This is a genomic window from Flavicella sp. IMCC45537 (assembly GCF_057197705.1).
Map to the genome: position 1 here is coordinate 47255 of NZ_CM170067.1, position 14634 is coordinate 61888.

Annotated in this window: 13 protein-coding genes; 11 read left to right on the forward strand and 2 right to left on the reverse strand. The window is 34.7% G+C overall.

Translation table 11 applies throughout. The annotated features are described in order from the left end of the window. Positions 1–45 precede the first annotated feature (45 nt). A complete protein-coding gene (locus AC2DGP_RS00215) occupies positions 46–1341 on the reverse strand; it encodes a phosphatidylserine decarboxylase (RefSeq protein ID WP_484491026.1) in 1296 nt (431 codons plus the stop codon). A 275-nt stretch (positions 1342–1616) separates the two neighbouring features. On the opposite strand from AC2DGP_RS00215, the gene AC2DGP_RS00220 reads away from it, so the two are divergent. From AC2DGP_RS00220 to AC2DGP_RS00245, 6 genes are all read left to right on the forward strand, one after another. Beyond that, a complete protein-coding gene (locus AC2DGP_RS00220) occupies positions 1617–1967 on the forward strand; it encodes a VOC family protein (protein ID WP_484491027.1) in 351 nt (116 codons plus the stop codon). A gap of 130 nt (positions 1968–2097) precedes the next feature. Beyond that, complete coding sequence (locus tag AC2DGP_RS00225; RefSeq protein WP_484491028.1) at positions 2098–3561, forward strand: catalase; 1464 nt, start codon at positions 2098–2100, stop codon at positions 3559–3561. A 120-nt stretch (positions 3562–3681) separates the two neighbouring features. Continuing rightward, on the forward strand, positions 3682–4221 hold the full coding sequence (locus AC2DGP_RS00230; RefSeq protein ID WP_484491029.1) for a DUF2867 domain-containing protein: 540 nt from the start codon (positions 3682–3684) through the stop codon (positions 4219–4221). Between the two features lie 68 nt (positions 4222–4289). Next, complete coding sequence (locus tag AC2DGP_RS00235; RefSeq protein WP_484491030.1) at positions 4290–5921, forward strand: ABC-F family ATP-binding cassette domain-containing protein; 1632 nt, start codon at positions 4290–4292, stop codon at positions 5919–5921. Positions 5922–6069: 148 nt separating this feature from the next. Beyond that, entirely contained in the window at positions 6070–7104 is a 1035-nt protein-coding gene (locus AC2DGP_RS00240) for a DUF1254 domain-containing protein (RefSeq protein WP_484491031.1), read from the forward strand. 232 nt (positions 7105–7336) lie between these two features. Continuing rightward, the gene (locus AC2DGP_RS00245; RefSeq protein WP_484491032.1) at positions 7337–8497 is read left to right on the forward strand and encodes a DUF1214 domain-containing protein; all 1161 of its coding nucleotides are present in this window, start codon (positions 7337–7339) and stop codon (positions 8495–8497) included. 78 nt (positions 8498–8575) lie between these two features. Here the strand turns inward: AC2DGP_RS00245 and pyrF are convergent, their stop codons facing one another. Beyond that, the gene (pyrF, locus tag AC2DGP_RS00250; protein ID WP_484491033.1) at positions 8576–9397 is read right to left on the reverse strand and encodes an orotidine-5'-phosphate decarboxylase; all 822 of its coding nucleotides are present in this window, start codon (positions 9395–9397) and stop codon (positions 8576–8578) included. Positions 9398–9555: 158 nt separating this feature from the next. On the opposite strand from pyrF, the gene AC2DGP_RS00255 reads away from it, so the two are divergent. The 5 genes from AC2DGP_RS00255 (at position 9556) to AC2DGP_RS00275 (ending at position 14554) form a co-directional block, all read left to right on the forward strand. Beyond that, positions 9556–9783 carry a PspC domain-containing protein gene (locus AC2DGP_RS00255; RefSeq protein ID WP_484491034.1) on the forward strand — a complete coding sequence of 76 codons (228 nt, stop codon included), beginning with the start codon at positions 9556–9558 and terminating at the stop codon, positions 9781–9783. 20 nt (positions 9784–9803) lie between these two features. After that, complete coding sequence (locus AC2DGP_RS00260; RefSeq protein WP_484491035.1) at positions 9804–10793, forward strand: potassium channel family protein; 990 nt, start codon at positions 9804–9806, stop codon at positions 10791–10793. Between the two features lie 102 nt (positions 10794–10895). Further along, positions 10896–12494 (forward strand): alanine/glycine:cation symporter family protein, encoded by a 1599-nt coding sequence (locus tag AC2DGP_RS00265; protein WP_484491036.1) that lies wholly within the window; start codon positions 10896–10898, stop codon positions 12492–12494. A 7-nt stretch (positions 12495–12501) separates the two neighbouring features. After that, a complete protein-coding gene (locus AC2DGP_RS00270) occupies positions 12502–13356 on the forward strand; it encodes a helix-hairpin-helix domain-containing protein (RefSeq protein ID WP_484491037.1) in 855 nt (284 codons plus the stop codon). Between the two features lie 55 nt (positions 13357–13411). Further along, entirely contained in the window at positions 13412–14554 is a 1143-nt protein-coding gene (locus AC2DGP_RS00275) for an acyl-CoA dehydrogenase family protein (RefSeq protein ID WP_484491038.1), read from the forward strand. Positions 14555–14634: the final 80 nt, after the last annotated feature.

Below are 14634 nucleotides of genomic sequence, written 5' to 3' on the forward strand. Positions count from 1 at the left end.
CTAGCCATAGTATCCGGGTTTTTATTTAATATAATAGATGATGACCTATTTCACCAAAACAGCAGCTTCACCATATTGAAAATGAATTGGATTCAATGATGGGTCGTTTTGAAAAGTGTACAGTTCATTACCAGATTTTTCAAATAACATAATAATATCAGATCCTCCAAATTTAAACTTTCCAAATTCTTGTCCTTTTACAACGTCTTTTCCTTGTAGGTCTGTGTACATATCTACACCAGAAACCTGACACATTCCAATAGGTAAGATGGCTACTTTTCCGAGGTCTGTTCCTGTATCCATAATTACCAAACCGCGGGCTTGAGTAAATTCATAACCATTTTCTCCACCATCGGGTGCATCAAATTGACCATCTTTTGTGGTGTTTACATTTAAATACACCTTACCTTCAACAGGGATGATTTCAAGAATTGTTCCACTTACGGGAGTGTGAAAACGATGGTAGTCAAAAGGACTTAGAAAATAGTGGATAAAAGTACCACCATAGAAGCTTTCTCCATATTTGCTAAATTCTAATAATTGGTCAATATTACCAATACGATGAGTTCCTTTCAGTGTTATCTCATTTACAGCACCGTTGTCTGCAATGGGATATTGTGCTTTAAAAGTACAATCTGCGGGTGCTACGATTGTATGGTTGTTATATGGGTCAGTTATCGGGCGTAAAGGTGAGATCCCAGTGATTGGATCGGCTTGATTAAATTCTCTGTAGAAAAATTCATTAAAAGTAGTCCAGCTTTTCTCATTGTCTTCATACAAAGGGAAATTATAAATACTATTTCCTGCAGCGTTTTTATCATTTTTGAAAGAAGCTAAAGAGGTTGGTGTTAAAGAGGCCGGGGTATCTAAAAAAGTACCCCATGAAGTTGCAAAACTAACCAGCCATGTTGCAAATTCAGGATAACTTTGCATGGTGTTGCCATCATTGTCTGTTTGGTCGATCAACCAATAGAACTGACAAAGTAAATCGTAGACTTTTTGGTTGTATCCATTTTTTGTTCCATCACTTTTCCAAGCGTTAGGATATTCAGGATCATTACTTTCGTTTGGAATGATACAAACATAGGCATCTAGATAGTCGTAATAAGCTTCAATCGTTTCGGGCCAACCATATCCATTGAGTTCGTTGTCTATGGCTTGGTATAAGCTACGGTTTAAAGGAGCAATCTGTTTTTCAGAGTTTCCGTTCTTTGATAAAGCTACCGCCGTTTTTAGTGAAGTTTCTAAACTTGTTTTCATAGCCTGGTTCTCTTCTAATAGAGTTTTAAGTTGTGCTACTACGGGTTGGTGTTTTTGTAAGGTTAATTGAGTTGTTTCCATGGTTGTTGTTTTTGTTATTGTAAGGTACTGTGTAGAATTTTTTACGCTGTTTTGCAGACGGTAAACCTTCACAGGATGTTAAAGTTCTGAAATAAAAGTCTTCCTATTTTTTCAATACCATAAGCATCGGAAATAGCACTATAAAACTTCAAATTTCAGGTATAAGTGCGAGGTGGGTAGCGTTAGAATCCATCAAAAAAAATGACTCTTGTTGATCTCTTTAAAATTTAATGAAGAAGGCTTTGTATATTTGAATGAAGAATAAAAAAAACGTTATGGGGCCAAAAGATAATCATATAAATTATATAGAATTCAAAGCAAAAGATCTACAACAAACGGAGCAGTTTTACAGCGAAGTTTTTGGTTGGGAATTCACCTCATATGGTCCTAATTATATTGCTTTTTCTTCTAGTGGTATTGAGGGGGGATTTGAAAAAACAGACGAACCGATAGTCAACGGAGCATTGATTGTTTTGGCACATGCTAATTTAGAAGAAGTTATAGCAAAAGTGTCAAATGCAGGGGGAAGTATTTCAAAAGAAATATTTTCTTTTCCCGGAGGAAAGCGTTTTGAGTTTTTAGATCCTTCAGGAAATGAATTAGCTGTTTGGACAGAAATTAAATAAATCAATTTTATAAAAGCATGTCTTTTTTATAAAGTTTCCTTTTTGGTGTTTTCATGAATCTGTTGTAACTTCCTTGGGCAATAATTGCATACAATATTAACATTGTTATCGTACAAACAAACATCAGATCATGAAAGAGGAAAAGAAAAAACTGACTTCGGTATCCGGACGTCCCATTGCAGAAAACCAGAATGTAAAAACCGCAGGGAACCGCGGCCCTTTATTAATGGAAGATTTTTGGTTTTTAGAAAAATTAGCACATTTTGATAGAGAAGTAATTCCTGAGCGTAGAATGCATGCCAAAGGATCAGGAGCTTTTGGAACTTTTACCGTAACTCATGATATTAGTAAATACACCAAAGCAAATATTTTTTCAGAGGTAGGAAAACAAACCGAAACATTTGTACGTTTTTCTACTGTTGCTGGGGAAAGAGGTGCTGCCGATGCAGAACGCGATATCCGTGGTTTTGCAGTCAAGTTTTACACAGAGGAAGGGAATTGGGATTTGGTAGGAAATAATACTCCCGTATTCTTTTTAAAGGACCCTTATAAATTTCCTGATTTAAATAAGGCGGTAAAACGTGATCCTAAAACAAATTTAAGAAGTGCCAACCATAATTGGGATTTTTGGACACTCTTACCCGAGGCATTGCATCAAATTACAATTACCATGAGTGATAGAGGTATTCCAAAAACCTATCGTCATATGAATGGTTATGGAAGTCATACTTTTAGTTTTATCAATGACAACCAAGAACGTTTTTGGGTCAAGTTTCATTTAAAATGCGCACAAGGAATTCAGAATTTAAGTGATGCTGAATCAGAGCAAATTATCGGAAAAGATAGAGAGAGTCATCAAAGAGATTTATTTGACGCAATTGAAAAAGGGGATTTCCCGAAATGGAATTTAAAGGTGCAAATCATGCCTGAAGCAGAAGCTGCTGATTATCGTTTCAATCCTTTTGATTTGACCAAAGTATGGCCTCATACGGATTATCCATTGATAGATGTAGGGGTGTTAGAATTGAATAGGAATCCGGAAAATTATTTTGCAGATGTAGAGCAATCTGCATTTAACCCTGCAAATGTAGTACCTGGAATTGGTTTTTCTCCTGATAAAATGTTACAAGGGCGATTGTTCTCATATGGAGACGCCCAAAGATATCGCTTGGGGGTAAATCATTATCAAATACCGGTAAACAAGCCCAAATGCCCATTTCATAATTCACATCGAGATGGTGCAATGCGTGTGGATGGTAACGAAGGAGGTTCTATACATTATGAACCAAATAGCTATGGACAATGGACAGAAAGTCCTGAACACAAAGAGCCACCCATGGAATTAGGTGGAGCAGCTTTTCATTACGATCATAGAGAAGATGAAGATTATTATACTCAGCCCGGAGAGTTGTTCTCAATAATGAGTGCAGAGCAACAACAAATACTCTTTGATAATACAGCTGCACAGATAGGTGGAGCAGAAAAATTTATTCAAGAAAGACATATTGTGAACTGTTACAAGGCAAATGAAGCCTATGGGCAAGGAGTTGCAAAAGCCTTAGGACTTGATATTAGTAAAATAGATCTTTCCTAAAAAAAATAATAAGTATTGAGAGCCAAATTACCTGAGGTAGTTTGGCTTTTTTTATGGAAATAAAAACTTTTTAAGTCTGATTTTTAGCCGTTTTTGATTTAGTTTAGCGAATAAAAGCAAATGAAAATAGTGAAAACTATATTACCAGAAAGTTCCTTGTTATCGAAGGAAAATTCACGGTATGATTATGTAGATAGTTTCCAAGCAGTTTTTACTGATAATAAGGGTGTTGTTAGCATGGAAAAAGTCGGAAAAGCCTTTTTTACAAGTGCACCAAAATGGGTGGGAAGCTTGATGTCCTTTAGAGATAGAATAGTTGCTTTTTTTGGATTGAAAACTTCGGGAACCCGCAGAGAAAGAGAAAAACAATTGGAGTTTTTTAACTGTGAGCCTGGAGAGCAATTGGGCTTGTTTAAGGTTTTTTCAAGAAGCAATCAAGAGGTGGTTTTGGGTGAGAATGATAGTCATTTGAGTTTCAGGATTTCTTTGTTTCTTGATTCGGATCAACTTAAACCTCATACTAGAAGTATAATTTTATCAACCTCAGTGGTGTTTCATAATAAATATGGACGTCTTTATTTTATTCCTGTGCGCCCTTTTCATAAACTCATTGTTCCCGTGATGTTAAAAGGCATCGTTAAGGAGTTAGAAAAAGAATAAATCCGGTTTTTCCTTCTTTACAAAACCAAAGCTTTTGACTATTTTCGCAGCTCTTAAATAGTTTAAATATGATTTCAGTAGATCAAATCGCAGTAGAGTTTAGTGGAGAGGCATTGTTTAGTGATGTTTCATTTGTAATAAATGAAAATGATAAAATTGCCCTTATGGGTAAGAATGGTGCAGGTAAGTCTACCATGATGAAAATTATTGCTGGGGTGCAAAAAGCAACCAGAGGGAATGTGCGCTGTCCTAAAGAAGCAGTCATTGCCTATTTACCACAGCATCTTTTAACGGAGGATGATTGTACTGTTTTTGAAGAGGCTGAAAAAGCGTTTGCGCATGTTTTTGAAATGCGTGATGAAATGGAACGTTTGAATAAAGAATTAGAAACTCGTACGGATTATGACTCTGATGATTACATGAAAATCATTGAAAAAGTATCTGATTTAGGAGAGAAATATTATGCACTTGAAGATGTAAATTATGATGCTGAGGTAGAAAAGGCCTTAGGAGGTTTAGGGTTTAAACGAGAAGATTTTACACGTCAGACTAATGAGTTTAGTGGAGGTTGGCGTATGCGTATCGAGTTGGCTAAGATACTTTTGCAAAAGCCAGACTTAATTTTATTAGATGAGCCTACCAACCACGTAGATATTGAATCTGTAATATGGTTAGAGGATTTTTTATTGAATAAAGCAAAAGCAGTAGTTGTTATTTCTCATGATAAGGCATTTATCGATACGATAACAAATAGGACTATCGAGGTAACTATGGGAAGAATTTACGATTACAAAGCTAATTACTCTCATTATCTTACCTTAAGAGAAGAGCGTAGAGAGCATCAAATAAAAGCCTATAAAGAACAGCAAAAATTTATAGCAGATACAAAAGCATTTATCGATAAGTTTAAAGGAACGTTCTCTAAAACGAATCAAGTGAGAGATAGAGAACGTATGTTAGAAAAATTGCAAATTATTGAAGTAGATGAGGTAGATAATTCAGCTTTAGCTTTAAAATTTCCACCAGCACCAAGATCGGGTGATTATCCGGTTCAGGCAGAAAGTTTGTCAAAGTCGTACGGAGAACATGTGGTGTTTAAAGATGCCAATATGTCTATTTCTAGAGGAGAAAAAGTTTCTTTTGTAGGAAGGAATGGAGAAGGTAAATCTACCATGATCAAAGCAATCATGGGAGAGATTGAGTTTGAAGGAACATGCGAACTTGGACATAATGCTAAAGTGGGATATTTTGCGCAAAATCAAGCTGCTTTATTGGATGAACAATTGACTGTTTTTCAAACGGTAGATCAAGTGGCGAAGGGAGATGTTAGAACTCAGATAAAAAATATATTAGGCCGCTTTATGTTTTCTGGGGATGCCATAGATAAAAAAGTAGGAATGCTTTCTGGAGGTGAAAAAACAAGATTGGCAATGGTAAAATTATTATTAGAACCTGTAAATGTTTTGATTTTGGATGAGCCTACCAATCACTTGGATATCAAATCAAAAGATGTATTAAAGGAAGCGTTGTTAAATTTTGATGGAACCTTAATTTTAGTATCTCACGACCGTGATTTTTTAACAGGTCTTTCGCAAAAAGTGTTCGAGTTTAAAGAGAAGCGAGTAATAGAGCATTTTGAAACGATTGATGCCTTTTTGGAGCGTAATAAAATTGAAACCTTAAAGCAAATCGATTTGTAATTGACGTTTCAAGAATAAAAGCAACTATCTTAGTTCTTAATTTGTCCTGTTGACGCTATAAAAAGAATAATTACCATAGGGAAGTTTTTCCTTTGCTGTACCAAACGTTGCGATACTGATGGGTCAGTATCACAAAAAAAATACATTTATGAAAACAATAAAATCAATATTGATCTTAGCATTGGTGCTTCTTACGATGAGCTCATGTAAAGAAACAAAACAAGAAAAAGCATCAACATCTCAAGAGACAACGAATTCGGAATCCCGAATTATTGTCACTCAAGATAATTTTCCGCAAGCTTATACCAATTTAAGATTGGCTGCCGTATTAAAGAAAACAGGGGGAGTTAACAAGTTTTTTACCATGCCGGTTCCAAGTAGTATTCCAGAGGAGCAGTTTGTGGTTCGTATGAATAGAGATACACCCTACTCGGTTTCGGTAATTGATATGTCAAGTGATGAGGTATATGTTACCATACCAGAAACAAAGGAATATGTCACACTGCAAATTGTAGATGAAAATCATGAGACACAACCGATGATTTACGGTTCAGGTAGACATAAGATTAGTGCCAAAACAGATCATGCTTTTGTGATTGTAAGAGCTTTAGAAGGAGAGATTCGAGATGGATTGAAAATTGAAGCTGGAAGTAGCAAGCCGTTTAAAGTAAAAAAATGGGATATGAAATCTTTTCAGGCAGTGGACAAAGCTGGTAATATTGATTTTTCTGATGGATATGATCAATCGAAAGCATTTGGTAATAAAGAGAGTGGACAGACTTCTTATATGAATTATGTTGGTGCTGCTGGAGGCTGGGGTGGAGCCATGGTTGAAGATAATATTTATCAGACTAGTGCCTACATGGATGCCAATGGAGGGTATGAAGTTACGTTTAAAGATCCAAAAGATGTTTATTTCTGGTCAGCTACCGTTTATAATGGTGATGGTAGAATGTTTAACGATGTTGCAAATATTTCAAGTGAAATGAATCCAATCATAAATAAAGATGGAACCATTACTTTGAGGTTTGGTTGTGATGGGCAGCCAAATAATATACCGATTAGAGAAGGGAATACAACGGGGAAATTTAACGTATTGTTACGTCACTATGGACCAAGTAAAAACGTAAGTGATGCTGTTGAGGGATATGATCCAACAAAATTTATTAAAAAGATTAAATAATTAATATTTAATAAAAAGAAGCGACACTCTGTGTCGCTTTTTTTGTAAACTTTGAATACTTTTCTTTTTCAACACAGATGGGTGTTTGATCTAAATAAAATGTTATTTTTAGAACGCAATTGGTCTGTTTCATAAAAAATCAAAAAGAATTGCATTCAATTTAGTGCTTTCTTTGATGTACAAATCGAAGTCTATAAATTTCTAAAAATATAAACTGTTTAAAACAACAATTATGAAAAATGGTAAATTAGTATTAATGGCATTGCTCTTGGCAGGTGTTATAAGTTCATGTAAGGATGTTCAAAAATCAGTAAAAAAAGATACAAATCCATCGTCAATTGTTGAATCGAAAATAATTGAAAGCGCCATTGAATATCAAAAAGCAGGAGGTAAAGCGGAGTTTGTGGAAGGGGAGCTGCTCCAAATTACTGATGAAAATTATGCACATGCGGAAACCGCTAAAAATTATCGAAATTGGATGGCAAAAGGGGCGAATGAAGGGATTGTTCATTTGCGTATTATGGCTCCGAGGGGTTCGAAAGCGCCTACGGTACAGATGAATCATGATTGTTTGTATTCTGTGGCAATTACCAAAGTAGTCAACGGTAAAATCTCTTTTGAAATACCGGATGATGTTTTAGTCTATACTTCGGTGCAAGTTGTGGATCAATATGGTCATGGCCAACATTATATTGTTACCAAAGGTAGACATACCCTTGCTGTAGATACAACAGATGGAACTACACATGCCTTTTTGATCTTTAGAAGTGGACTTGAGAAAGGAATTGAGGTAGCGAAAGAAAATCAAAATAAGCTAACCACATGGGGATTGGTTTCAGGAGATTATAAAGTTCCTAATTATGATTTTGCTGCAGTAGATGCTAAAACAAATGAATTGCGTAGCGAAGTCGTAGGAAAGGCATTTTACTATACTTTTCCAAGGAATGAAAAAGATGTTATAGATCGTCATCAATGGAATTTAGAATGTGCACTTGGTTGGGGTGGTGCATCTCCGATAGTGAACGAGTCTAATTTGTATAGCAATTCAAAAATGTACGATGGCAAAAAAAGTTACAGTACAACATTTATGAACCCAGAATCGGTGTATTTTTCTTCCATTACCGTGTATGATGCAAATCGTTATTTGTTTGAAGATAAAGATGTAAAAAATATCAATAGTAATTCATGGGAAGTAAATAGTGACAATACGATTACGATATCTTTTAATTGTGGAGAGGAAGCTAAAAATAATATTGACACTAAAGGACAAGATTTTACTTTTACATTACGTTATTATGGAGTTACGGATCAAGTGCTAAGAGCGAATAATAAAGATGCCGTTCCTAATAGATTAAATCCTATGTTTATGATGAAAGAGTTAACGAAAGAGTAACAAAAATCATTTTTCTACATAAAAAAAAGCGACACCGTGGGTCGCTTTTTTTTATGTAGAATTGTTTTTGAAATCTATTTACATATTATTCAAAATAGCTTCCATTTCAATCTGAAGTTCTGTTGCTTTTTCTTTGGCAATAGCTGCAAAATCTTCTCCTTGACCGGCATAAATAATTCCTCTGGAAGAATTGATCAATAAGCCACAATCTTTATTCAAACCGTATTTACAAACATCTTGTAAATTTCCTCCTTGAGCACCTACACCTGGCACGAGTAAAAAGTGATTCGGTACAATTTCTCTAATACCTTTAAAATACTCTGCTTTTGTTGCTCCAACAACATACATTAACTGCTCGTTATTGTCCCATGTCAAAGATTGCTTCAATACATTTTGGTATAGTTTTTCATCCTCAGCAACTTGCTGTGCCTGAAAATCCAATCCTCCTTTGTTAGAGGTTAAGGCAAGCATAATGGTAAACTTATCTTTAAAAGCTAAAAAAGGTTCTACAGAATCGCTACCCATATAAGGGGCAACAGTAACTGAATCAAAATTTAAATTTTCAAAAAATGCTTTGGCATACATCGTTGAAGTATTTCCAATATCTCCACGCTTAGCATCTGCAATGGTGAATATTTCAGGGTGATTCGTGTTGATATATGCAATTGTTTTTTCTAAAGATTTCCACCCTTCTAAACCATAACATTCGTAAAATGCAGTATTTGGTTTGTAGGCAACAGCTAAATGATGTGTAGCATCAATTATTTGTTTGTTGAATTCAAAAATAGGATCTTCCGTATCCAATAAATGCTTTGGGATTTTGTTGATATCTACATCTAAACCAATACATAAAAAAGATTTTTTAAGTTGGATTTGTTCTATAAGTTGTTGTTTTGTCATTGCCCTATATTTTGAAACGCAAAAATATACTTTTCAATGCTTTTGTGAAAGTTTTTAAGTGCAAAGCTTTTTACGGACTAAATTTAATAGAAAGGTTTGGTTAGATTGAAATTTTACACAGGTTTTGCTATCTTGCGTTAAATTAGAATAAATAGGCTATGAAAGTGATTCATCAGATTCGTCATTATTTTGAGAGACATGGTTTCGATGTTTCAACACGTTTTTCGGAACGTTTAGGGATTGGTGTGAAAAACATTCGGTTATTGTTTATCTATCTTTCCTTTGTGACGTTTGGGATTTCTTTTGCACTTTATTTGATCTTCGCTTTTTTCCTAAAATTAAAGGATATGGTGTATACTAAAAGAACTTCTGTGTTCGATTTATAAACAACTTAAAATATTGCTATTTGTCGTCTAAAATTTACAAAGCCGTAGTCCTTTTTTTAAGTGCTATTTTTATTGGTGTCTTAGGGTATACTTATTTGTTTGACTTTTCTTTTGTGGATGGTTTGTATATGACTATCATTACAATTACCACGGTTGGGTTTAGTGAAGTAAATCCATTAACGGAAGAAGGTAAACTATTTACCATATTTTTGATTCTTACAAGTATTAGTATTTATGGTTATGTGGTGACAGTAGTTTCGGAATTTTTGTCTAACAGTACTTTGATGGAAGAACTTAAAAAGAATAAAATGTTGAAAAAAATAAATGCACTTGAAAATCATACCATCGTATGTGGTTATGGGAGAAATGGTAGACAGGCAGTTTCAAAATTGAATAATTTTAAAAAGTCTTGTGTTGTTATAGAAAAATCTCCTGAGCTTTTAAGAGAAATAGAAGAAGAAGGATTGCTTTTTATTGAAGGAGATGCTACAGATGATGATTCATTGTTAGAAGCTGGGGTTAGAAATGCTGAAAATTTGATTACGGCGTTACCTTCAGATGCAGATAATTTATATGTAGTGCTATCTGCAAGACAGTTGAACAGCAATATGAATATTGTGAGTAGAGCGAATAATGAATCTTCTCAAAAGAAATTAAAAATTGCGGGTGCCGATAATGTAATCATGCCAGATAAACTTGGTGGAGACCATATGGCATCTTTGGTAGTAACTCCCGATTTGGTTGAATTTGTGAATCGAATTTCATTGGATGGAGAGAGTTATGCGAATCTTGAGGAAATTTCTGTGGAAGATCTACCAAATAAATATTTAAACAAGTCTATCAGAGAATTAGATTTAAGAAGAACAACAGGCTGTAGTGTAATTGGTTTTATTACAGGAAATGGTGAATACATCATAAATCCTTCTTCGGATATGATTCTAGAGCCGAAGTCCAATTTAATTTTGTTAGGGAGACCAGACCAAATAGCTAAAATCAAAACTTTATTTTAAAATAACATTTGTACAGACAGTATTTGTTTCTTCAATCAAAATTTGAATTCCATAAGAAGTCCCTATATTGCATCTAAAATTAACAAAGAACCTAAAACATTTATGAAACGTAACCTACTAACCAGCTTAGCTGTATTGATAATTCCTTTTTTCGGATTTGCGAAAGAGCTAACAATTGATGAAAAAATTGAAGAAGAATTTAAGCCTTTTGCCGATTGGATTGGCTCAATTGTTTTTTATCCCGTTTCTATTGTTGGAATTAGTGTTCCTATCGTACTTATTGTGTTGTTACTAGGTGCCTTGTTTTTTACCTTGTATTTTAAGTTTGCAAATGTTCGTTTATTAAAGGTTGCGATCAATGCAGCAAAAGGGAAATATGATGCAGTAGATCATCATGAGGTTGATGTTGTGGCGGGAGATCCAACTCCTGGAGGAGATGTAAAAGAAAGTCCGCAAAGAGAAGGTGTTGTTGGAGAGGTAACGCATTTTCAAGCGTTAACAGCTGCTTTATCGGCAACAGTAGGTCTAGGAAATATTGCGGGTGTTGCTGTGGCAATTGCAATTGGTGGACCGGGTGCAACCTTATGGATGATTTTAGCAGGGTTTTTAGGGATGTCCACTAAGTTGGTAGAAGCTACTTTAGGGGTTAAATATCGTGAAGTTGGAGAGGATGGAAAGATCTATGGAGGACCTATGTATTATTTAAAAAAGGGTCTGAAAGAAAGAAACATGGTTGGCCTAGGAAAAGTGCTAGCTGTTATATATGCGGTTTTTGTTGTTGGTGGTTCTTTCGGAGGAGGGAATATGTTTCAATCCAATCAAGCAGCAAATCAGCTTCAAGTTTTATTTGGAGTAGAAAATGGTTTTTGGTTTGGTTTGGCAATGGCGGTTTTAGTAGGAATTGTGATTATTGGTGGGATCAAAAGAATTGGTCAGGTAACAGAGAAAATAGTTCCTTTTATGGGGATTCTTTATATAGGGGCAGCAATTGTGATTATTGTTATGAATTTTGATGTAGTGCCTCAAGGTATAAGTGATATTTGGACAAGTGCTTTTGGAAATGATGCTGTGATTGGTGGAGTGATAGGAGTGATGATACAAGGATTTAGAAGAGCTGCCTTTTCAAATGAAGCTGGAGTTGGATCTGCATCGATTGCTCATGCTGCTGTAAAAACTAGGTTTCCAGCGAGTGAGGGAATTGTAGCTTCTATTGGACCTTTTGTGGATACCGTGATTATCTGTACTATGACAGCACTTGTGATAGTGGTAACAAATATTAAAAGTAATTTATTTACTTATGGTAATTTAGATGGAAGTAATGTGATCTTAAATAGTAGCGGCGCAAAAGTTGGTGGGGTAGACCTGACATCTGTTGCTTTTGATTCGGCAATTCCGAATTTTTCTATTATCTTAACTATAGCAGTAATACTATTTGCTTTTTCAACAATGTTGTCGTGGTCTTATTATGGTATCCAAGGATGGAAATATTTATTTGGAAAAGGACGTGTTGCTGATTTTACTTACAAGGCATTGTTTTTATTTGTGATTGTAATTGGAGCTTCTTCTAGTTTGAACTCTGTGGTAGAATTTTCGGATTCTATGATTTTTGCAATGGTATTCCCAAATGTTTTAGGACTACTAATTTTAGCACCTAAAGTAAAAGATGAACTGAAAAGGTATTTGAAGGCAATAAAAAGTTAAAACTTCTATGAGAAAACTAAGACCCCATTTCGTTTATAACAAAAGACAAAGAAATGGGGTTTTTTGTTTTATGTTGTTGCTGGTGTGTGTGCAAGTGGTTTATTTTTTAGTTTCTAATAGAACAGAAAATTTTACGGTTGATAGCGATGAATTTATTGCTCTATCTAAAAAGATAGACTCTTTGAAAGCGGTAAAGGGGAAAAACCAAAAGATATATAGATTCAATCCTAATTTTATAACAGATGAGAAAGGTTATGAATTAGGTATGTCCATCCAAGAAATAGATAGGCTACATTCTTTTAGAAATCAAAATAAATGGATATACTCGATAAAGGAATTTCAGGAAGTCACTAAAGTTTCTGATAGTTTGTTAGAAATTTGGTCAACTTACTTTACATTTCCTTTTAAAAACAAACCTAAAATTAAAAAAACTAGTAAGGTTAATGGGAATGTAAATATTGTAAAAAAAGATATTAATAAGGCTACAAAGCAAGAGCTTCAGTTGATTTATGGAATCGGGGATAAGTTATCGACACGTATTATAAAGTATAGAACGCTTTTACATGGGTTTTCTTATATGGATCAATTGCATGAAGTTTATGGATTGGATGCTAAAGTAATATTTCAGTTGAATAAGTATTACAAGGTGTTTTTAATCCCTGTTCAGGAAAAAATAAATATAAACACAGCCTCTTTTAAAGAAATTTTGGGCAATGTATATGTGGATTATGCTACAACAAAACTATTATGTAGGTACAGAGATTCTGTGGGAGAGTTGAATAACTTGGAAGAAATAAAAAAAATACCAGGTTTTCCCATTGAAAAATATCATAGAATAGCATTATATTTGCGAGCTGAATAAATAGGTCGTATTTTTGTTTAATAATTTAAGCAAAAGATTAAACAAAGTATTCTTCATGAATTTCGAATATACAGAAACACAAAAGATGATTGCCGAATCCGTAAGGGATTTCGCCCAACAGCATATCAAACCATTTGTAATGGAATGGGATGAAAGTCAAATTTTTCCAATTGATTTGTTCAAGAAGATCGGGGAAATGGGATTTATGGGGATTTTAGTACCTGAAGAGTATGGAGGATCGGGATTAGGATATCATGAATACATTTCAATTTTGGAAGAAATTTCAAAAGTGGATGGTTCTATTGGTTTGTCTGTAGCTGCACATAACTCTTTGTGTACTGGGCATATTTTACAATTTGGTAACGAAGCGCAAAAAAATAAATGGCTACCAAAGCTAGCTTCTGGCGAAAGTATAGGAGCTTGGGGGTTAACAGAGCATAATACGGGTTCTGATGCAGGAGGTATGAGTACTACTGCTGTAGAAGATGGAGATTATTATGTGTTAAATGGAGCCAAAAACTTTATTACCCATGCTATTAGTGGAGACATCGCCGTAGTAATTGTAAGAACTGGTGAAAAAGGGGATTCTCATGGAATGACGGCTTTTGTTATTGAAAAGGGAACACCAGGTTTTAGTTCTGGGAAAAAGGAAAATAAACTAGGAATGCGTGCCTCTGAAACGGCAGAGCTTATCTTTGACAACTGTCGGGTACCGAAAGAGAATATTTTAGGTGAAATCGGAGAAGGGTTTATTCAGTCTATGAAGATTTTAGATGGAGGAAGAATTTCTATTGGAGCTTTGTCTGTCGGGATTGCTAAAGGCGCCTATGAGGCAGCGTTGAAATATTCTAAAGAACGTGTGCAGTTTGGGAAGCCGATTTCTTCATTTCAAGGAGTTTCATTCAAATTAGCGGATATGGCAACAGAGATTGAAGCTTCGGAGTTATTAATTCATAAAGCTGCATATCTTAAGAATCATAAAAAGCCTATGACCAAGATTGGTGCAATGGCTAAGATGTATGCATCAGAAACTTGTGTGAAGGTTGCGAATGAAGCTGTTCAAGTGCATGGAGGTTATGGGTATACGAAAGATTTTCCGGTGGAGAAATTTTACAGAGACTCTAAATTATGTACTATAGGTGAGGGAACAACCGAAATTCAAAAGGTGGTTATCTCAAGAAATATATTAAAAGAGTAAAAAAAGGTTGTCAATCGGAAATAAATTGTATTTTTGCAATCCGAAAAAGTAAACTACAATTGAAATAAGTTTGTTTCAAT